The organism is Pseudacidovorax sp. NFM-22, from assembly GCF_021401245.1.
Lineage (GTDB): Bacteria > Pseudomonadota > Gammaproteobacteria > Burkholderiales > Burkholderiaceae_C > Xenophilus.
The window spans coordinates 401669-421898 of record NZ_JACBFY010000001.1 but is presented as its reverse complement, the minus strand read 5'-3'; the positions used below and the strand labels follow the sequence as shown (position 1 = coordinate 421898).

The following is a 20230-nucleotide window of genomic DNA, read 5'->3' as shown; positions in this document are numbered from 1 at the left end:
CCCCTCTCCCCAACCCCTCTCCCGCGAGGGGAGAGGGGCTTCCTGCATCTCCGAGGGCTCTTGGCGTCTCGGAGGCTCCTCGGAGGTCAGAGGGGTTCGAGGCCGACCTTCTTCATCATGGCCTGCGTCGAGCGCATCTCGCGCTTGAAGCCGTCCACATAGGCGCTGCCTTCCTGGATGTCCACCTGGCCGCCTTGCTCCTGCAACTGGGCGATCACGCGCGGCTGCTTGAGCGCCTGCGCGAAGGCAGCCTGGATGCGCTCGACCACCGCATCGGGCGTGCCGGCCGGTACCGAGATGCCGCCCCACGAGGTCAGCTCGACGCCGGGCACGCCGGCCTCGGCCAGCGTGGGCACCTGCGGCAGCACGGCATTGCGGCGCGGACCGGTCACGGCCAGCGCGCGCAGGCGACCGGCCTGGATCTGCGGATAGGCCACGGCCAGGATCGGCGCGCCGAACACCACCTGATTGCCGAGCACCGCGGTACACAGCTCCGACGCGCCCTTGTAGGGCACGTGCAGCGCGCTGCCCTTGATCGCGTCCAGGAACATCTCGACGCCCAGGTGCGAGGGCGTGCCCACGCCGCCCGAGGCGTACTCCACCTTGCCGGGCCGGGCGCGGATCTGCCGGACGAGATCGTCCACGCTGCGGATGTCGGAGTCGGCATTCACGATCAGCACCACGTCCGCGCTGGTCAGCCGCATGATGTGACGGAAGTCCTTGAGCGCATCGAAGCCCGGGCTCTTGTACATGAACATATTGGCCGCCATGGGTGCGGCCGAATAGATCCAGGTGTAGCCATCGGCCGGTGCGCGGGCGACGAGCTTGGCGCCGATGTTGCCGCCCGCGCCGCCGCGGTTCTCGATCACCACGCTCTGGCCCAGCGCCGGCCCGACGGCCTCGGCCAGGATGCGCGCCGTGTTGTCCGGGCCGGTGCCGGCCAGGTAGGGCAGCACCCATTTGATGGGGCGGTTGGGGTAGGGCTCCGCAGCGCGCGCCAGCGGTGCAGCCAGCGGCGCGAAGGCGGCGGCCAGGCCGGCGCCCACCAGGCGGCGGCGGTTCATGTCGGTCATCTTGCTTGTCTCCTTTTGTGCTTCTTGAAGGCCGGCGTCCACAGCGTCGGCGGGGTGCCGGGCGTCAGGCGGCGGTGTCGGGCGCGAGCAGCTCCTTGGCGATGGTGTTCTTCTGGATCTCGCTGGTGCCGGTGAGCACGCGGTACATGCGCAGCATGCGGAACAGGAACTCCACGCGCCGGCCCTGCACGATGCCTTCGCCGCCGTGCACCTGTACCGCCTTGTCGGCCACGCGGAAGGCGGTCTCCGAGCAGAAAAGCTTGGCCATCGAGGCCTCGGCCCGAGCATCGCCGCCGGCGTCGAGCTGGCGGGCGGTGACGATCATCAGCGCGCGTGCCGCAGCCAGTTCGGTGGCGGCCTCGGCCAGCATGTGCTGGATGGCCTGGAACTGCGCGATGGCGCGGCCGAACTGCTGGCGCTGCAGCGCGTAGTCGCGCGCGTCGCGCAGCGCCACCTGGGCCAGGCCCACCATCGCCGGGCAATGCAGCAGGCGATTGACGGTGATGCGGCCCAGGGCCAAAGCCAGGCCGCGGCCCGGTTCGCCGATGCGCTGGGCGGCGGGCACGCGGCAGCCTTCAAGCACGATGTCGCCGGTGCTGCTCTGGCCGGCCATGGTCTTGTAGTTGCACTCGACGCGCACGCCGGGCGCACGCAGGTCGACGAAGAAGGCCGTCACCTCGCGCTGCGCGCTGCCTTCCGGCGCGGTCGATGCCATCAGCACCGCCGCATCCGCGAACGGCGAGCCGGAGATGAAGCGCTTGCGGCCGGTGAGGACGTAGTCGTCCCCCTCGCGAACCGCACGGGTCTGCACCGCGCCGGCGTCCGAGCCGGCCTCGGCCTCGGTGAGCGCGAAGCAGATCGCCATCTCCGCCTGCGCCACCGGCAGGATGAATTGCGCCATCTGCTGAGGCGTCGCATGGCGCACCAGTGCGCCGACGCGCGGCGGGCCGCTCAGCTCGCCCAGCACATGCGGCGCGAAGGGCGAGCCGGTGGCGTAGATGGCTTCCTTGACCAGCACGTGGTCCAGCACCGACAGGCCCAGGCCGCCCAGTTGCTCCGGCAGCGTGAGGCCGTAGAAGCCCAGTTGGTGCGAGCGGCGCCAGACCTGGCGCAGCAGGGCGCGGTCGGGGCTGTGCTCATGGTCGAGCTGGTGTTCGCGCGCCAGTTCGGCCAGCTCGCCGTGCAGGAAGTCCTGGATGCGCGCGATCAGCTCGGCAGCGCGTTCGCTGCCCTCGAAGGGACCGCGGAACAGCGGGGCGGACAGGGGGGTGTTCGTCATGGCGTCGGCCCTCTTCAATTGACCATCCGCGACTGGCCCTGCCAGTACGGCGCCTGCACCGCCCGGCGCATGACCTTGCCATTGGGGTTGCGCGGCAACGCAGCGACGAACTCGATGTGCCGCGGGCGCTTGAAGCCGGCCAGCTGCGCGCTGCAGAAGGCATCGATCAGCGCCGCGTCCGCGGGACGGCCCGGCTTGAGCACCACATGCGCCGCCACCGCTTCGCCCCACTTGTCGTCGGGAATGGCGAACACGCAGGCGTCCTGCACCGCCTCGTGCTGGTAGAGCACGGCCTCGACCTCGGAGGGATAGACGTTGAAGCCGCCGCTGATGACCATGTCCTTCTTGCGGTCCACGATGTAGACGAAGCCGTCCTCGTCCATGCGGGCCAGGTCGCCCGTGTGGTAGCGGCCGTTCTTGAGCACCTCGGCCGTCAGCTCGGGTGCGCGCCAGTAGCCGGCAAAGATGTCGTCGCCGCCGACCACGATCTCGCCGATCTCGCCCGTGGCCACCGGCTCGCCCGCGTCGTCCAGGATCTGCACGTCGCACTCCAGGAAGGGACGTCCGCAGGAGGCCAGGCGCTCGGGCCGCGCGGCGCGGGCATGCAGGTGGTCCTCGGTGCTGAGGGCGCACACGCCCGATGTGGTCTCGCCCGCGCCGTAGCCTTGCGACAGCACGGGTCCGAACACATCCATGGCCCGCAGGATGCGCGCGGGTGCCATGGGCGCCGCGCCATAGCCCAACCGCTGCAGGTCGGGCAGCGGCCGGTACTGGCCCTCCAGCTCGGCCAGCAGCATGTTGATCATGGTCGGCACCATGAAGGTGTGGGTGATGCGCTCGGCCCGCATGTCGGCCAGGAAGCGGCCGGGCTCGAAGCCGTTGAAGATGCGGATCTGCACGCCGCTGCACAGCGCGGGCACGATCTGCATGCCCGAGGCATGGGTGATCGGCCCCACCAGCCCCAGCGAATGGCCGCTGCGCATGCCTTCGCTGCGGATGAGGAACTTGCGCAGCTGCGCCAGCCGGTTGCCGAAGGTCTGCATTGCGGCCTTGAGCACGCCCGAGCTGCCCGAGGTGTAGTGCAGGACAGCCAGCTCGTCGGCATGCACCGGCACCGCCTCGAAGCGGTCGCTGGCGCGCGCCAGCAGGCCTTCATAGCCTTCGTCACCCGGGGCGTCGAGCAGCACCAGCCGCGGCGTGCCGCGCAGGTGCGGGCGGATGGCCTCGGCCCGCTCGGTGGTGGTGACGATCAGCGTGGCCTCGCTGTTGGCCGCCACCTCGCCGACCTCGGCCGGCGACAGGCGTGCGTTGAAGGGCGCCTTGACCAGCGCGGCCTTGTAGCAGGCCAGCTCCAGCTCGACGATCTCCGGGCAGTTGGGCAGGTAGATGCCGACGCGGTCGCCGCGCACCAGGCCCAGGGCGAGGAGCGCGTGGGCGAGGCGGCTGGCCCGCTGCTCCAGTTCGGCATAGGTGAGGCTTCGGCTGGCGCTGCGCACGGCGATCTGCCGCGCGTGCGCACGGGCACTGCGGGCGACGAGGGTGGCCACGTTCGTCACAGGACGGATGTTGGCCGCGGAAAGGCTGGCGTTGTTGATGGCTGTCTCCTGGAATCTCGACCGGCTGCCGCGGGGGCTGCATGCCCTACGGCGGTGTCGGTCACTGTTCCAGAAGGCCGGTCATCGCGGAAATACCGTTTGCTGATGCCGGGGCATCAATGCAAGTGATGGCCTCCAACGGGGCACACGGCCGGGCCGGCGCAGCGCGGGCGATCCGCGTTCAGCCGTTCAGGGCCTCGCGCGGTGCAGCCATTCGGCTTCCCATGCACCGTCGTCGATCAGGTGCCGCGCCTGCAGCAGCAGGGCGTCCATCACCGCCTGGGTGGCCGCGTCGCGCACGCGGCCCGCGGGCAGGGCCAGGCTGTAGGTGCGCACCAGCTCGGGCTGCACCACGCGGGCGACCACCCAGTCGGGGCGGGCGGGCGGCGCGTCGTGCAGTGCGCAGGCGGGCGTGAAGGTGAAGCCCGCGCCATGCAGGTAGAGCGAGCGGATCACGCGCGCCGAGTCATGCTCATGGGCGATGTGCAGCGCGGTGCCGCGTGCGGCGGCGGCTTCCTCCACGCTGCGGCGGATCGAGAAGCGGCGCGATTGCAGCACCAGCGGCAGGCGGGCCGCATGGTCGAAATCCAGCGTGGGGCGGATGGGTGGCGTGCCGGCCTTGCGCCGGCCCTTGGGCGAAGCGGGCTGCAGCAGCGCCCGCACGCGGCCATCGGCATCCTGGCCGCAGACGAACATCGCCTCGCGGGCCAGCGGCCGGCAATCCAGCCCCTCGACCGCCGGCGTGTCGACCAGGATGCCCAAGTCGGCGCGCCGGTCCAGCATGGCCTTCTTGACCATCAGGCTCAGGTCGTCGAGCACGAAGACCCGCACCCGCGGCGCCGTCTCGCGCAGGGCCATCAGCACCGGGCCCATCAGCAGCGAGGCCAGCAGGAAGGGCAGGGCGATGGTCACCGAGCCTTCCGGCCCCTGCGGCAGCTGGCGGATGCGGTCGCGCATGGCCTCGGCGTCCGACAGCAGGCGGCGCGCGTCCTCGTAGAGCTGCAGGCCCGCGGAGGTGGGCGTGACGCCGGCATGCGAGCGCTCCAGCAGTTGCGTGTCGAGCTCGGCCTCCAGCTTCTTGATCTGCGCCGTCAGCGCCGGCTGCGCGATGTAGAGCGTGGCCGCCGCGCGCGACAGGCTGCCCGCTTCGAGCACGGCGATGAAGTAGCGGAGGCTGCGCAGGTCCATGGGGAGGGGCAGCATAGCTGCAGGCCCGATGTCGCGCGCGCGGCCACTCGGAGGAGCTCTGCCGACCTGCCGATGCCGATCTGGCGACCTGCCACTGCCCATCCAGCGCCCTGCGACCGCCGAGCTGACGGCTTGGCTCCCTCTCCCCTTGTGGGAGAGGGTCGGGGAGAGGGGGCGACGGCGTCCGCTGGTCAACGGCTTGGGGTTCGCCCACCCCCTCTCCCCAACCCCTCTCCCGCGAGGGGAGAGGGGCTCATCCGCCGTGTGCGTGGTGGTGCGTCAGTCCCAGGCGGGTGCCAGGCTCTCGGGATTGGCCAGCCGCTCGTTGCGGTCCAGCGATGCGATGGCGGCCATGTCCTCCGACGTGAGCCTCAGGTCCTTCGCCTTGAGGTTGGACGCCAGGTTCTCGCGCTTGGTGGACGACGGAATGACCGAGAAGCCCTGTGCCAGCGCCCAGGCCAGTGCCACCTGGGCGGGCGTGGCGCCGTGGCGCTGCGCGATCTCGACCAGGGCGGGCTCCTGCAGCACCTTGCCATAGGCCAGCGTCATGTACGACGTGAGGTGCACGCCCTGCATGCGCGCGTAGTTGACCAGCTTGCGGTTCTGCAGGTAGGGGCTGATCTCCACCTGGTTGGTGGCGATGGCGCCCTTGCCGGCCAGCTCGATGGCCTGCTGCAGCAGCGCGATGGTGAAGTTGGAGACGCCGAACTGCGCCGTCAGGCCCTGGTTCTGCGCCTCGGCCAGCGCCTCCAGTGTCTCGCGCAGCGGCACCGCGCGGCCGGGCGAGGGCCAGTGGATCAGCGTCAGGTCGACCTGCTCGGTGCGCAGCTTCTGCAGGCTCTCCTTCAGGCTGGGGATCAGCGCGTCGGCGCCGAGCTTGTCGACCCACACCTTGGTGGTCAGGAAGAGCTGCGAACGCGGCACGGCGGATTCCGCGATGGCCTGGCCGATCTCGGCCTCATTGCCGTAGATCTGTGCGGTGTCGATGGCGCGATAACCCAGGTCGAGCGCATTGCGGACGGAATCGATGACGGTCTGGCCCTTGAGGCGGAAGGTGCCCAGGCCGAAGGCGGGAATGGGGGCGGGGATGCTCATGATGGGATGTCCTCGTGACAGGTTTGAAGGGTTGCGATGAAGCCTAGCCGCCCCCACGATGCGCGGCTGGCGGCCGACGACGGCGCCGTGCGTCAGCAGGCGACGCAGTCGTCGCCGGCTTGGCGGGCGGCGGCGCGGCCGTGCGCGTCGCGGCGGTCCAGGCGGCCGGCCCAGGTGGTGAGCGCCCAGGCGCCCAGCACCACCAGCGCGCCGATCCAGGCGGTGTGCACCAGGCCCAAGCGCTCGACGATCAGGCCGCCCAGTCCAGCGCCACCGGCGATGCCCAGGTTGAAGGCCGCGATGTTCAGGCCCGAGGCCACGTCCGCGCCCTTGGGGCTGAAGCGCTGTGCCTGCTGCACCACGTACACCTGCAGACCCGGCACATTGCCGAAGGCGACCGCGCCCCAGGCCAGCACCGTGACCACCATCAGCACGGGATGCGGCGCCGTCAGGCTCAGCACGCCCAGCACCGCCGCCAGGCCCAGGAAGATGCGTTGCAGCGCCGGCACCGGCCCCAGCCGGTCGGCCAGCCGGCCGCCCCAGAGGTTGCCCACGGCCACCGAGAGGCCGTAGGCCAGCATCACGCCGCTCACGGCAGTGGCCGAGAAGCCCGTCACCTGCTGCAGCAGCGGCGCCAGGAAGGTGAAGGCGATGAAGGAGCCGCCGTAGCCCACCGCCGTCATCGCATAGACCAGCAGCAACCGCGGCTGGGCCAGCACGGCCAGCTGCTCGCGCAGGGCGGCCGGCGGGCTGTGCGGCACATTGCGCGGCACGAAGACGGCGCTGCCCAGCACCGCGACCACGCCCAGGCCGGCCACGGCCAGGAAGGTGGCGCGCCAGCCCAGGTGCTGGCCAATCAGCGTGCCCAGCGGCACGCCGGTCACCAGCGCCACGGTGAGGCCGGTGAACATGAGGGCGATGGCACTGGCCGCCTTTTCCTTCGGCACCACGCTGGCGGCAATGATCGAGCCGATGGAGAAGAAGACGCCGTGCGCCAGGCCGGTGAGCACGCGCGCCACGATCAGCGACTCATAGCCCGGCGCACGCCAGGCCACCAGGTTGCCGAGCGTGAACAGCAGCATCAGCCCCAGCAGCAGCGCCTTGCGGGGCAGGCGGCCCGTCAGCGCGGTGAGCAGCGGCGCGCCGACGGCGACGCCCAGGGCATAGAGGCTCACCAGCAGCCCGGCCGAGGGCAGCGTCACGCCGAGGTCGGCGGCAATGGTGGGGATGAGGCCGACGATCACGAACTCGGTCGTGCCGATGGCGAAGGCGCTGAGCGTCAGCGCGAACAGGGCAATGGGCATGGAAGGCACCTCGCGGCCGGGGCCGCACAAGCAGTTCGAACAGGTCGAACACGTTGGAAGGCCGCCAGTCTCCTGCGATCCGCTCTTGCGAAAAACCCGTCTATAAACCAAACACTTTTGATCTGGAATCAAGAATGAAGACGACGCTGGACGAGATGCAGACCCTGGCCGCCGTGGTCGACACCGGCGCGCTGTCGCGGGCGGCCGATCAGCTCGGCATGACCGTCTCCGCCATCAGCCGCACGCTGGCGCGTCTGGAGCAGAAGCTGGGCACCACGCTGATGCGGCGCACCACGCGGCGGCTCGAACTGACGGAGGAGGGCGCCGCCTTCCTGGCGCGGGCGCGGGCCATCCTGGCCAGCGTCGATGCCGCCGAAGAGGACATGGCCGCCCGCCGCGAGCGCCCCGCCGGCCGGCTGCGGGTGGACGCCGCCTCGCCCTTCATGCTGCATGTGGTGGTGCCGCTGGTCGCCGGCTACCGCGCGCGCTATCCGGACGTGACGCTGGAGCTGCATAGCCACGACGGCCTGATCGACCTGCTGGAGCACCGCGTGGACGTCGCCATCCGCATCGGCCGCCTGCGCGACTCCACGCTGCATGCGCGGCCGCTGGGCAGCAGTGCGCTGCGGCTGCTGGCGTCGCCGGACTACCTGGCCGCGGCCGGCACGCCGCGCCGGGTGGCCGACCTGGCGCGGCACACGCTGCTGGGCTTCACGCAGCCGAGCAGCCTGAACGAATGGCCGGTGGCGGATGCCGAAGGCCATCCGCTGCACATCGAGCCCGCGCTGGCCGCCTCCAGCGGCGAGACGCTGCGCCAGTTGGCGTTGGAGGGGGCGGGCATCGCCTGCCTGGCCGACTTCCTGACCGCGCGCGACATTGCGGAAGGCCGACTGGTGCCGGTGCTTCCGCGGCTCACGCGCGACGTGCGGCAGGCCGTGCAGGCGGTGTACTACCGCAACACACCGCTCACGGCGCGGATCGCGTCCTTCATCGACCACCTGGCTGCCCACTGGCCGGACGCGCCGATGGCTGCGGAAAGGGCGTCGAAGCAACGCTGAACGCACCGGCGCTCGTGCGTGCCGGCCCGGGGGCACGCGGGCATACCCCAAGGTGCGGCTCCTCGGCGCACAAATACATTACGCTCGAAATGCAAAATGTGAATGCAGGCCAGCCGCAGTGGCCGACCTCCGCGGCGTTTGTGCGACTGACCCATCCGAAGGCGCTTCCATGACCGCATCGTCACGCCCCGGCCGCCGCTCCCATGCCGAGCGCAGCGCGCAGACGCGCCAGCACCTCATCAGCACGGCCATCGACCTGATCGGGCAGCAGGGCTTCGGGCAGATGTCCATCCACGCGCTGGCCCGCAGCGCGGGGCTGACCTCTGGCGCGGTACAGCACCACTTCGAGTCCAAGGCCGTGCTGATGATGCAGGTGCTCGACGAGCTGTTGCGCAGCCACATCGACGCCGGCGAGTTCTGGCCGCCTGTCGCGCTGGGCGCGCAGGAGCGAGCCGCGCGCTTCCTGCAGACGCTCCATACCTTGGTCTATGCCCAGCCGCGCTTCCTGGTGGCCTGGAACATCTACCTGGGCTCGCGCGGCCAGCCCGAGGTGCTGGACCACATTGCCCGGCAGCGCGATGCGCTCGATGCGCAGCTGTCGCAGGGCTTCTTCGCCACCTTTCCCGAGTTGGCGGCGCAGCCGGACCGCGAGGCGCTGCTGGGCCTCGTGTTTTCGACGCTGCGCGGGCTCGGCCTGCTGCAGCTCTTCGAGGGCCACGGCCGCACGCCGCCTTCTGCCTCCGCCTCGGCCCAGCTCGCGTTGCTGGCGGAACTGATCGCGGCGCGGTGCGCGGCACCGGCCGCCAAGCCACCTTCGCGCAGTGCCAGGCCCGGCCGCCGCCGCGCGTCCCCCGGTTGACCCCTGGACGCAGTACGTCCGCTGCCTTCCCCGATCCCCCACAAGACCTCAGGAGACACCGTGCAGATTTCCCTTCGCCGGCGGCTTGCCGCCCTGGCCGGCCTCGGCTCGCTCTTCATTGCCGCTGTCGCCAGCGCGCAGGCGCCCGCCTACCCGACCAAGCCCATCCAGCTGATCGCCCAGCAGCCGCCGGGCAGCGGGTCCGATGCCATGACGCGGGTCTGGGCCGACTGCGCGGCGCAGGCGCTGGGCCAGCCCGTCGTCGTGCAGAACCGGCCGGGCGCCAACGGCATCCTGGCCGTCAGCGCGCTCAAGGGCCAGGCGGCCGACGGGTACACGTTGATGAGCATCGGCATGTCGCAGATGAGCATCACGCCCTACACCTACCGCCAGCATCCCTACGACCCGTCGGCCGACTTCGACGGCGTGGCCGTGCTGGGCACCTCGCCCCTGGTGCTGACCGTGCCCGCCGGCGAGGGCGTGGCCCGCCTGGCGGATCTGCAGAAGCTGGCGGCGGCCACGCCCGGTGGGCTGAACTTCGGCTCGCCCGGCAAGGGCAGCCCCGCGCACCTGCTGACCGCGGCCCTGCTCGACAAGCTGGGCGTGGCCGGCACCCATGTGCCCTTCGTGGGCGAGGGCGCAGGCATGGCGGCGCTGATGGGCCATCAGATCCAGGCCATGACGCTGGTCGGCGGCACCGCGGCTCCCCAGGTCAAGGCCGGCAAGCTGGTGGCGCTGGCGGTCTTCGACAACCAGCGCTCCGCGCTGATGCCGGACGTCCCCATCATCGCCGAACTGCTGCCGGCCGCGGCCGACCTGGCCCGGCCCTCGTGGATCGCCATCGTGGCCAAGGCCGGCACGCCGCCGCAACTGCTGGCGCGGCTCAATGCGGTCAGCGAGGGCTGCCGCAGCAATGCGTCGTACCTCCAGCGACTGCAGACGATGAGCGTGACGCTCACGGCCTCCAAGCCGGCCGATGTGCGCGCCTGGGCTGCGCGCGACGCCGCGGTGTGGCGGCCGCTCATCGACAAGCTGGGCCTGGCCACCGAATGAGCGAAGGACCGCGTCGCAAGATTGGCACGAGGCCCGAGCGCCCTGCGCAATGGCGAGCGTGACTGAAGCGCGCGACGCGCCCGAGGTGCAGCTTTCGCACGGCGGTCGCCTTCGTGGCCGGCGGGAGGCCGGGTTGCGCGTCTTCAAGGGCATCCGCTACGCGCTGCCGCCCTTTGGCACGCGTCGCTTCGCGCCACCCGTTGCCGTTGCGCCGTGGCAGGGCGTGCGCGAGGCGGTCGACTTCGGCCCCGCCTTTCCCCACTGGCCGCGCCATGCCGCGCCCGACGCCGATCCGGTGGGCGGCGAGGATGCGCTGTCGCTCAACATCTGGGCGCCCGACGCGCCCGACGCGCCCGACGCGCCGGCCGACGCGCACCTGCCCGTGATGGTCTGGGTGCATGGCGGCGGCTTCGTGCGCGGCAGCGCGTCAGAGCCGCTGTACGACGGCGCGGCCTTCGCGCGGCAGGGTGTGGTGTTCGTCTCCATCCAGTACCGGCTGGGCATCGACGGCTTCGCGTACCTGCCGGATGCGCCGCCCAACCGCGGGCTGCTCGACCAGCTGATGGCCCTGCGCTGGGTGCAGGACCACATCGGCGCCTGGGGCGGCGATGCCGGGCAGGTCACCGTCTTCGGCCAATCGGCGGGGGCGGGTGCCATCGCCTGCCTGATGGGCCTGCCCGAGGCCCGCGGGCTGTTCCAGCGCGTCATCCTGCAAAGTCCCAGCGTGGCTTGCCAGACGGTGGAAGAGGCCCAGGCCGCCCTTGCGGCCATCTGCGAACTGGCCAGCGTGGCGCCCGATCGGGCCGCCCTGGCCCAGGCGCGGCTGGCCCCGCTGCTGCGTGCAGTGCAGCGGCTGACACAGGACGCCGGCCTGCGCCGGACGATGGGGCTGGCGAGTCGCCATCTCTTTCCGCTTCGGCCGGTGCTCGACGGTCGGATGCTGGTGGCGCCGCCCCTGCAGGCCTTGCAGACGGCGTGGCAGCAACCCTCGCCCTTGCAACTGCTGGTGGGCCACAACGCCGACGAGATGCGGCTGTACCACGTGCCCGGCGGCGGGCTGACGCGCATCACCGAGGCCGATGTGGAGGACTTCGCCCGCAGCGCCGGCGTGGCGCTGCCTGCGCCGCAGGCGGGCACACCCGGCGAGCGCCTGTGCGCCCTGCAGTCCGACTACCACTACGCCGCGCCCGCGGCGGCGCTGGCACAGCTGGCGGCCACGCGCGCGGCTTCGGCCCATTGCTACCGCTTCGTCTGGCCGTCGCCCGGTTTCGACGAGCAACTGGGCGCAGCGCATGGCGTCGAGCTGCCCTTCGTGTTCGGCAACTTCGACAACGCGGCGGCGCGTGAGCTGGCGGGCACCTCGCCTCCGCGTGCGTTGTCGCAGCAGATGCAGCAGGCCTGGCTGCGCTTCGCGAAGACCGGCGATCCGGGCTGGGCCGCGCACAAGCCGGAACTGCCCTGCGTGCAGGTTTTCGGCGAGCGCGGTGCGGCAGCGGCGCCCTGAGATCAGCGAGTACCGGGCGTGGCAGCACTTCTGGGCCCTGTCCTATTCGCTGCGTACATGAATGAACGTGCGGCTGACGTGGCCTACGTTTCGGTCAGTCCGCTGTCAGACAGGGGTGAAAGCGCGATGAATCCACGAAAAAGTACTGGAAATTAAGGGTTAATACCATGTAATTTGGGAGACTTTTTGGCGTTGCAGACTCGCGTTCAGCCCAGGCCTTCTGGGCGCTTCCAACCGCTTCCGTCAAGAGAAGCAAAACGCTTCATCTGGAGTTCAACGCATGAAAAAGAGTCTCGCGGCACTGGCCGCCATGGTGGTGTGTGGCGCCGCGTCCGCGCAGTCGACGGTCACCCTGTTCGGCGTGCTCGACGCCGCCGTCAGTCACACCAGCAACAAGGGCGAGTTGGTCCTGACCAATCCCACGCTGGCCACGCTGGTCAACCCTTCGCTCGCGCTGCTGCCGCAGTCGGTCGAGGCCAGCCGCACCGAGCTGCGCAATTCGGGCCTGAGCTCCAGCCGCCTGGGCTTCCGGGGCGTCGAGGACCTGGGCAACGGCCTGAGCGCCAGTTTCTGGCTCGAAGGTGCCCTCAACAACGACGACGGCACCGGCGCTGCCAGTGGCGCGCTGAACTTCCAGCGCCGCTCCACCGTGAGCCTGGCCGGCAGCTTCGGTGAAGTGCGCCTGGGCCGCGACAACTCGCCCGCCAAGGTCAACGACGACACCTTCGATCCCTTCGGCGCCGTGGGCGTCGGCGGTTCGCTCATCGCCTCGGCCTACAGCCACGGCCGCGTCAGCAATGCGCTGCAGTACTACCTGCCCGCCGGCCTGGCCGGCGTCTACGGCAACGTGATGTATGGCATGGCCGAGCGCGCCAGCATCTCGCCCCTGGGCCTGAACCAGCGCGACTCCGACGAAGGCCGCTACGCCGGTGCCCGCGTCGGCTACGCCAACGGCCCGCTGGACGTGGCCCTGGCCTATGGCCAGCTGGACAACGTGGACGGCGCCAACAAGGGCAAGGACACGATCAGCGTGCTGACCGACCGCCGCTTCAAGGACAAGATCTTCAGCCTCGGCGCCACCTGGGACTTCGGCATCGCCAAGCTCTTCGGCGAGTATTCGCGCCGCGAGCTGGACCGCGAACTGCTGGCCCGCGACTACGTGGCCGGCGTGCTGACCGTGCGCCCCACGGTGAAGACGCAGGGTTACCTGCTGGGCGTGAGCGTGCCCGTGGGTGCCGGCATCATCCGCGCGTCGTATGCCAACGTGCGCTACGACAACGACAGCGCGGCCCTGTTCCAGCCCGAGAAGCGCGAAGCCAACAAGTTCGCCCTGGGCTACCAGCACAACCTGTCCAAGCGCACCGCCCTGTACGCCACCGTCTCGCGCGTGACGAACAAGAACGGCGCCAACGTCACGGTCGGCGGCCCCGCCTTCGTGGCCCCCGCCATCCCGGCCGGCCTGACCGGCGTGGGCTACCAGGCCAAGAGTTCGACCGGCTACGAGTTCGGCGTGCGTCACTCCTTCTGAGCCTGACGCAAGCCGCCCCGGACGCCGCGGCCTGCTGGCGCATTCGGCAACGATGTCCGGGGGACGGGCCGCAGGGCCCGCCACCATCCTGCATGGCGGCATGTCTGCCCATGCGGGATGTCTCCCGCCGGGCGCGGACCCTGTCCACGCCCGAGCCGCAAGACTCCAGGGACCTCCTGCAGGTTCACTTCAGCCCGCCTGCGTGCGGGCCTTTTTCATCGCCGGGGCGCCACGGTGAAGCCCACGGTGATCTCGCCCTCGGCCCACTGCGCGAACACCTGCCCGCCATGCATGGCGGCCACCGCGCGCACGATGGACAGGCCGAGCCCATGGTTCTCGCCGCTGTTGGGCCGGGAGCTGTCGCCGCGGTAGAAGCGGTCGAACAGCCGCGCGAGCGCCTCGGGCGCCAGGGGCGCGCTGGGGTTGCTCACGCTCACGCGCGCGCCGCCGGCCAGCGGCTCGATGCGCACGCCGATCACGTCGCCGCCCGAGGAGTGCTGGATGGCGTTGTGCAGCAGGTTGCTCAGCGCGCGGCGGAAGAGGGCGGTTTCGATGGGCGCGATGGCGTCGCCCTGCATGTCCACATGAAGGCCGGCCTCGTCGAGCAGCACGTCGAAGAAATCCACCGTCTTGGCCACTTCCAGCGCCAGCGGCGCGTCGACCAGCCGGCGCGCGCGCTCGCCCTGTTCGGCGCGGGCCAGGAAGAGCATGTCGGCCACGATGGAGCGCAGCCGCTCCAGCTCCTCCAGGTTGGACTGCAGCACCTCGCGCAGCGCGGCGGCGTCGCGCTCGCGGGCCAGCGTCACCTGGGTCTGGCCGATCAGGTTGGCCAGCGGCGTGCGCAGCTCATGGGCCACGTCGGCGTTGAAGGTCTCCAGCTGGCGGTAAGCGCCGTCCAGCCGGTCGAGCGCGGCGTTGAAGGACTGGCCCATGTCCGTCAGCTCGATGGGCAGGGCCGGCAACTGCAGGCGCTGGCCGCGGTTGTCGGGGCCGATGCCCTGGGCTTCGGCGGACAGCCGCTGCAGTGGCCGCAGGCCGACGCGGGCCACCCAATAGCCCAGCAGCGCGGCCACGCCCGCGCCGGTCAGGGCCAGCAGGGCCATGGCGGCCTCGAAGGTGTGCAGCGTCTGGCGCGGCGCGGCGCCGCTCACGCCGGCGATGAGCTGCACCTCCGGCCGCACGTCGTTGGCCGGAAGCCGTGCCGACATCAGCGCCATGGGGCGGCCGTTGGGGCCGATGGGCAGTTCGACCACGCCGTCCTCGTCCTTCAAGGAGTCGGTCATGGCCTGGGCGCCATCGGCCCAGCGGAAGGCGGGCGCCTCGCTCCACATCCAGTAGCGCACCTCGCCGTTGCGGCTTTCGAGCGCGGCGATCTTCTCGCGCACCCGCACGCCCAACTGCGTCGAACGGCCATGCTCCAGCATGTAGCGCACGTCTTCCAGGCGGCTCTGCACCTCTTCGCGCTCGTGGCGGCGCAGCTCGTGGCGCAGCACCTGCAGCAGCGCCACGCCCAGCAGCGCGAAGATGAACACTGCCACGGCGGTGAACATCAGCGCCAGGCGCAGGGCGATAGAGCCGCGGCGCATGTCCTCAGTCGTCGCCGCTGGCGGCACCGGGTGCGCGCTCTTCCAGCACATAGCCCATGCCGCGCACGGTGTGCAGCAGCGGCTGGGCGAAGGGCAGGTCGATCTTGCCGCGCAGGCGCTTGATGGCCACCTCGACCACGTTGGTGTTGCTGTCGAAGTTCATGTCCCACACCTGCTCGGCGATGGCCGTCTTCGACAGGATGTCGCCCTGGCGCCGCGCCAGCAGGGTGAGCAGCGCGAATTCCTTGGCCGTGAGGTCGATGCGCTGGCCGGCCCGCAGGGCGCGGCGGCTGATCAGGTCGATCTGCAGGTCGCCCACGCGCAGCAGCGTGGGCTCCTGCGCGCGGCCGCGGCGCGTCAGCGCCTGCAGCCGGGCCTGCAGCTCGATGAAGGAGAAGGGCTTGACCAGGTAGTCGTCGGCGCCGCCCTGCAGGCCGCGCACCCGGTCTTCCACGCCGTCGCGGGCGGTGAGCATGATGACCGGCGTGCCCTTGACGGCGCGCAGCGAGCGCAGAACCTCGAAGCCGTCCAGGCCCGGGAGCATCGCATCGAGCACGATGACGTCGAAGTCGTGGTGCAGGGCCAGGTGCTGGCCGTCGATGCCGTCGTAGGCGACGTCCACCGTGCAGCCCTGCTCGGTCAGGCCCTGGCTGAGGTAGTCGGCCGTCTTGCGCTCGTCCTCGACGATCAGCACCCGCATCATGGCTGGGCGGCCTCCAGCCGCGGCGTGGCGGCGCGGGCGGCACGCGTGGCCTTGCGGCGCACATACCAGTAGTGGGCGCGGTCGAGGTAGAGGTAGACCACCGGCGTGGTGAAGAGCGTGAGCACCTGCGACAGCAGCAGCCCGCCCACCATGGCATAGCCCAGCGGCCGGCGCAGCTCGGAGCCGGCGCCGTGGCCCAGCATCAGCGGCAGGCCCGAGAGCAGGGCGCACATGGTGGTCATCATGATGGGTCGGAAGCGCAGCACGCAGGCCTCGAAGATGGCGTCGCGCGGGCTCATGCCGCGGTCGCGCTCGGCATGCAGGGCGAAGTCCACCATCATGATGCCGTTCTTCTTGACGATGCCGATGAGCAGGATGATGCCGATGAGCGCGATCACGCTCAGATCGTAGCCGCCCGCCATCAGGATCAGCAGCGCCCCCACGCCGGCCGAGGGCAGGGTGGAGAGGATGGTGAGCGGATGGATGTAGCTCTCATACAGCAGGCCCAGCACGATGTACACCGCGATCAGCGCCGCCAGGATCAGGTAGGGCTGCGTGCGCAGCGACGCACTGAAGGCCTGTGCCGTGCCCTGGAAGCTGCCGGTGAGCGTGGGCGGCACGCCCATCTCGGCCTGCGCCTGCTGGATCTGCTGCACCGCCTGGCCCAGCGCGAAGCCGGGCTTGAGGTTGAAGGAGATGGTCGCCGCCGGGAACTGGCCCTGGTGGTTCACGGCCAGGTAGCTGGTGCGCGTCGTGTCCACCTTCACGAAGGTGGACAGCGGGATCTGTTGGCCGTTGATGGGCGAGGTGATGAACAGGCGGTCGAACAGGCTCGGGTCCTGCTGCAGCGCGGGTGTCACCTCCAGCACCACGTTGTAGCTGTTGAGCTGGGTGAAGTACTGCGCCACCTGGCGCTGGCCGATGGCGTCGTACAGCGTGGCGTCGATCAGCGCCGGCGTGATGCCGAAGCTGGAGGCCCGCTGCCGGTCGATGGTCAGGCTGGCCATGGGCGCGGCGTTCTGCTGGTCGGAGCTCACGTCGGTCAGGGCCGGCAGCTGCTGCAGCCGCTGGGTGATGCGCTGCGTCCAGGTGTCGAGCTCGCCCAGGTCGGTGTCGGTCAGCGTGTACTGGTACTGCGTGCGCGCCAGCCGGCCGCCGACGTTGATGTCCTGCCCCGCCTGCATGTAGAGCGTGATGCCCGGCACGCGCGCCAGCTTGGGCCGCAGGCGGCCGATGATCTCGTCGGCCGTCTCGGTGCGGCCGTCTTCCTTGGGCTTGAGGCCGATGAAGAAGTTGCCCGAGTTGAAGGTGCTGGCACCGGCCTGCAGGCCGAAGGCGGTGACGTCCGGGTCCTGCCGCACGATGTCGGCCAGGGCCAGCATGCGCGCATGCATGGCCTCGGACGACGAATCCTGCCCGGACACTGCGGTGCCGAAGATGTAGCCCGTGTCCTGCTGCGGGAAGAAGCCCTTGGGAATCACGATGAACAGCGCCACCGTGGCCGCCACCGTCGCGATGAAGCTCAGCAGCGTGATGAAGGGATGACGCAGCACCACTTCGAGCGCGCGGCGGTAGCCGCCGATCATGGCCTCGAAGCCGCGCTCGAACAGGTCGAAGAGCTTGCCGTGCTTGGGCGCCGCGTGGGCGCCGTCGCCATGCGGGTTCTTCAAAAACTTGGCGCACAGCATGGGCGTGAGCGTGAGCGAGACCACCACCGACACGGCGATGGTCAGCGTCACCGTCACCGCGAACTCCCGGAACAGCCGGCCCACGATGCCGCCCATCAGCAGCAGCGGAATGAACACCGCCACCAGCGAGACCGAGATCGACACGATGGTGAAGCCGATCTCCTGCGCGCCCTGCAGCGCCGCCTGCATCGGCGGCATGCCGTCCTCGATGTGGCGGTAGATGTTCTCCAGCATCACGATGGCGTCGTCCACCACGAAGCCCACCGCGATGGTCAGCGCCATGAGCGACAGGTTGTCGAGCGAATAGCCCAACACGTACATGACGGCGGCCGTGCCCAGCAGGGCCAGCGGCACGGTCACGCTGGGAATCAGCGTGACGGTCAGGCTGCGCAGGAAGACGAAGATCACCGCCACCACCAGCGCCACCGACAGCACGAGGGTGAACTCCACGTCCTTGACCGAGGCGCGGATGGTCTGAGTGCGGTCGATGATGGTGCTCACCGTCACGCTCGGCGGGATCGAGGCCTTGAGCTTGGGCAGCGCCGCGAAGATGCGGTCCACGGTGTCGATCACGTTGGCGCCCGGCATCTTGGTGATGGCCAGCGAAATTGCCTGGCCCGGCTCGATGTGGCTGCCCTCGGGCTCGGCCTTGCCCGGGAAGGCCCAGGCGGCGATCTTGGCGTTCTCGGGCCCGTCCACGGCCACGCCCACGTCGCGCACGCGGATGGGCGCGCCATTGCGGTAGGCCAGCACCATGTCGTTCCACGGCGCGGCCTTGAGCAGCTGGTCGTTGGTGTAGACGTTCATCGCCTGCGAGGCGCCGTCCAGCGTGCCGGTGGGCGCGCTCACCGTGGTGTTGGCGATCACGCCGCGGATGTCCTCCAGGCTCAGGCCCAGGCCGCGGATCTTGGCCGGATCGACCTGGATGCGCACGGCCGGCTTCTGCTGGCCGAACACGTTGACCAGGCCCACGCCCTCGATGCGCGAGATCTGCTGCGCCAGGATGTTCTCGGCATAGTCGTCCACCTGCGTCATCGGCAGCACCTGCGACTGCACGGCGAGGATCAGCACCGGCGCGTCGGCCGGGTTGATCTTCCGGAAGCTCGGCGGGCTGGGCAGGTTCTTGGGCAACTGGCCGGTGGCCGAGTTGATGGCGGTCTGCACGTCCAGCGCGGCGCCGTCGATGTTGCGGTCCAGGTCGAACTGCAGCGTGATCTGCGTCAGGCCCAGCGAGCTGGTCGACGTCATCTGCGACAGGCCGGGGATCAGCGAGAACTGCCGCTCCAGCGGCTGCGCCACGTTCGAGGCCATGGTCTCGGGGCTGGCGCCCGGCAATCGGCCGGTGACCTGCAGCGTCGGAAAGTCCACCTGTGGCAGCGGTGCCACCGGCAGCATCGGCCAGGCCACCAGGCCGATGAGCAGCAGTGCCACGGCCAGCAGCGAGGTGCCGATGGGCCGGCGGATGAAGGCGGCGGAGATGCTCACGAGGCGGCTCCCTGGCCGCCCTTGGCGGTGTCTGCGGCCTTGGCGCCGGCCGGCTTGTCGGCGCCCTTGGCGTCGCCGCCTTCCTTGGCCTCGCGCACGGCGGTGCCGGGGGCCAGCCGGAACTGGCCGTCCGTCACCACGCGGTCACCGGCATTCAGGCCCTTGGTGACGACGGCCGTGTTGCCTTCGCTGCTGCCCACCTCGATGGCCTGCACGCGGGCCTTGCCCTCGGCGTCGACCACGTAGCTGAACAGGCCGTTGGGCCCGCGCTGCACGGCGGCGACCGGCACGGTCAGCGCATTGCGCTGCTGGCCCAGCACGAGGCGCGCATCCACCGACTGGCCGGGCCACAGCTTGTGGTCGGGATTGGCGAAGCGGCCCTTCATGGCGATGGTGCCGGTGGTGACGTCGATCTGGTTGTTCAGCAGCGTCAGCTCGCCGGTGGCCAGGACCTCGTGCGTGGCGCGGTCGATGGCCTGCACCTGCAGCGGCGCGGTGCCGTGCAGTGCCGTGTTGATGGCCTGGAAGGCGCTTTCGGGCAGGGTGAACTGCACCGCGATGGGATCGATCTGGTTGATGACCAGCAGGCCGGCCGCGTCGGTGGCATGGACGATGTTGCCGGGGTCCACCAGCCGGGCGCCGATGCGGCCCGACAGCGGCGCGGCGAGCGTGGCGTAGCTCAGCTGCACCTGCGCGGCCGAGACGGCGGCGGTGTCGCTCTGCACGGTGGCGGTGAGCTGGCGCACCAGGGCGGCCTGGGTGTCCAGCTGCTGGCGTGTGGCGGCGTCCTGCTGCTGCAGTTCGGTGTAGCGCTGCAGGTCGGCGCGGGCATTGGTCAGCTGCGCGTTGTCGCGCGCCAGCGTGCCCTGGGCCTGGGCCAGGGCCGCCTGCAGGGCGCGGGCGTCGAGCCGCGCCAGCACCTGACCGGCCTTCACGTCCTGGCCTTCCTTGAAGTTGACGGCCTCCAACTGGCCGTCCACCCGCGTGCGGACGGTGACCGAAGCCATGGGCAGCACGCTGCCCATGCCGGTCATGGCCAGGGGCATGTCCTTGCGCTGGACGGTGGCCAGGCGCACGGGAACGGCGGGCGGCGCCTTGGCGGGCTCGGCGGCGTGCGCGTCGCGGTGCATTCCGGGATGCCAGGCGGCGATCAGCAGGGCGACGGTGGCGACCGCCGCACCGGCCGTGCGGCCGCGGCGGGGGACGAGGGGTGTGGAATGGGGGAAGGACAT

The 20230-nt window shown here is 70.6% G+C and carries 15 protein-coding genes; 5 read left to right on the top strand and 10 right to left on the bottom strand.

From position 1 onward, the window contains the following. Positions 1-86: 86 nt before the first annotated feature. The 6 genes from L0984_RS01895 to L0984_RS01870 all read right to left on the bottom strand — a co-directional run bounded on the left by L0984_RS01895 (position 87) and on the right by L0984_RS01870 (position 7534). Positions 87-1073: a tripartite tricarboxylate transporter substrate binding protein gene (locus tag L0984_RS01895; RefSeq protein ID WP_234192079.1), complete on the bottom strand. Its 987-nt coding sequence runs from the start codon at positions 1071-1073 to the stop codon at positions 87-89. Positions 1074-1137: 64 nt separating this feature from the next. Next, positions 1138-2352, bottom strand: a complete 1215-nt coding sequence (locus L0984_RS01890) for an acyl-CoA dehydrogenase family protein (RefSeq protein ID WP_234192078.1) — start codon at positions 2350-2352, stop codon at positions 1138-1140. 14 nt (positions 2353-2366) lie between these two features. After that, positions 2367-3908 (bottom strand): AMP-binding protein, encoded by a 1542-nt coding sequence (locus L0984_RS01885; RefSeq protein ID WP_234192077.1) that lies wholly within the window; start codon positions 3906-3908, stop codon positions 2367-2369. A gap of 228 nt (positions 3909-4136) precedes the next feature. Next, a complete protein-coding gene (locus tag L0984_RS01880) occupies positions 4137-5135 on the bottom strand; it encodes a LysR family transcriptional regulator (protein WP_234192758.1) in 999 nt (332 codons plus the stop codon). A gap of 279 nt (positions 5136-5414) precedes the next feature. After that, a complete protein-coding gene (gene dkgB / locus L0984_RS01875; RefSeq protein WP_234192076.1) occupies positions 5415-6230 on the bottom strand; it encodes a 2,5-didehydrogluconate reductase DkgB in 816 nt (271 codons plus the stop codon). Positions 6231-6322: 92 nt separating this feature from the next. Next, positions 6323-7534, bottom strand: coding sequence for an MFS transporter (locus L0984_RS01870; RefSeq protein WP_234192075.1), 1212 nt, complete (start codon positions 7532-7534; stop codon positions 6323-6325). Between the two features lie 134 nt (positions 7535-7668). Here L0984_RS01870 and L0984_RS01865 point away from each other — a divergent pair, with 134 nt between their 5' ends. The 5 genes from L0984_RS01865 to L0984_RS01845 all read left to right on the top strand — a co-directional run bounded on the left by L0984_RS01865 (position 7669) and on the right by L0984_RS01845 (position 13536). Beyond that, positions 7669-8592 (top strand): LysR family transcriptional regulator, encoded by a 924-nt coding sequence (locus L0984_RS01865; protein ID WP_234192074.1) that lies wholly within the window; start codon positions 7669-7671, stop codon positions 8590-8592. Positions 8593-8761: 169 nt separating this feature from the next. Beyond that, the gene (locus tag L0984_RS01860; RefSeq protein ID WP_234192073.1) at positions 8762-9451 is read left to right on the top strand and encodes a TetR/AcrR family transcriptional regulator; all 690 of its coding nucleotides are present in this window, start codon (positions 8762-8764) and stop codon (positions 9449-9451) included. A gap of 60 nt (positions 9452-9511) precedes the next feature. After that, positions 9512-10504, top strand: coding sequence for a Bug family tripartite tricarboxylate transporter substrate binding protein (locus L0984_RS01855; protein ID WP_234192072.1), 993 nt, complete (start codon positions 9512-9514; stop codon positions 10502-10504). A gap of 58 nt (positions 10505-10562) precedes the next feature. Further along, the gene (locus tag L0984_RS01850) at positions 10563-12008 is read left to right on the top strand and encodes a carboxylesterase/lipase family protein (protein WP_234192071.1); all 1446 of its coding nucleotides are present in this window, start codon (positions 10563-10565) and stop codon (positions 12006-12008) included. A gap of 280 nt (positions 12009-12288) precedes the next feature. After that, complete coding sequence (locus tag L0984_RS01845; protein WP_234192070.1) at positions 12289-13536, top strand: porin; 1248 nt, start codon at positions 12289-12291, stop codon at positions 13534-13536. A gap of 215 nt (positions 13537-13751) precedes the next feature. Here L0984_RS01845 and L0984_RS01840 read toward each other — a convergent pair whose 3' ends face one another. The 4 genes from L0984_RS01840 to L0984_RS01825 are packed head-to-tail and all read right to left on the bottom strand — an operon-like array spanning position 13752 to position 20230. After that, a complete protein-coding gene (locus L0984_RS01840) occupies positions 13752-15122 on the bottom strand; it encodes a heavy metal sensor histidine kinase (RefSeq protein WP_234192069.1) in 1371 nt (456 codons plus the stop codon). A 4-nt stretch (positions 15123-15126) separates the two neighbouring features. Next, entirely contained in the window at positions 15127-15822 is a 696-nt protein-coding gene (locus L0984_RS01835) for a heavy metal response regulator transcription factor (RefSeq protein ID WP_234192757.1), read from the bottom strand. After that, on the bottom strand, positions 15822-18998 hold the full coding sequence (locus L0984_RS01830; protein WP_234192068.1) for an efflux RND transporter permease subunit: 3177 nt from the start codon (positions 18996-18998) through the stop codon (positions 15822-15824). Before L0984_RS01830 ends, L0984_RS01835 begins: the two co-directional genes overlap by 1 nt. Next, a complete protein-coding gene (locus L0984_RS01825) occupies positions 18995-20230 on the bottom strand; it encodes an efflux RND transporter periplasmic adaptor subunit (RefSeq protein ID WP_234192067.1) in 1236 nt (411 codons plus the stop codon). Before L0984_RS01825 ends, L0984_RS01830 begins: the two co-directional genes overlap by 4 nt.

Coding starts and splice junctions, on each gene's coding strand:
- L0984_RS01895 (WP_234192079.1), bottom strand. CDS start 1,073: ATGACCGACATGAACCGCCGCCGCCTGGTGGGCGCCGGCCTGGCCGCC.
- L0984_RS01890 (WP_234192078.1), bottom strand. CDS start 2,352: ATGACGAACACCCCCCTGTCCGCCCCGCTGTTCCGCGGTCCCTTCGAG.
- L0984_RS01880 (WP_234192758.1), bottom strand. CDS start 5,135: ATGGACCTGCGCAGCCTCCGCTACTTCATCGCCGTGCTCGAAGCGGGC.
- dkgB (WP_234192076.1), bottom strand. CDS start 6,230: ATGAGCATCCCCGCCCCCATTCCCGCCTTCGGCCTGGGCACCTTCCGC.
- L0984_RS01870 (WP_234192075.1), bottom strand. CDS start 7,534: ATGCCCATTGCCCTGTTCGCGCTGACGCTCAGCGCCTTCGCCATCGGC.
- L0984_RS01865 (WP_234192074.1), top strand. CDS start 7,669: ATGAAGACGACGCTGGACGAGATGCAGACCCTGGCCGCCGTGGTCGAC.
- L0984_RS01860 (WP_234192073.1), top strand. CDS start 8,762: ATGACCGCATCGTCACGCCCCGGCCGCCGCTCCCATGCCGAGCGCAGC.
- L0984_RS01845 (WP_234192070.1), top strand. CDS start 12,289: ATGAAAAAGAGTCTCGCGGCACTGGCCGCCATGGTGGTGTGTGGCGCC.
- L0984_RS01840 (WP_234192069.1), bottom strand. CDS start 15,122: ATGCGCCGCGGCTCTATCGCCCTGCGCCTGGCGCTGATGTTCACCGCC.
- L0984_RS01835 (WP_234192757.1), bottom strand. CDS start 15,822: ATGCGGGTGCTGATCGTCGAGGACGAGCGCAAGACGGCCGACTACCTC.
- L0984_RS01825 (WP_234192067.1), bottom strand. CDS start 20,230: ATGTCCTTCCCCCATTCCACACCCCTCGTCCCCCGCCGCGGCCGCACG.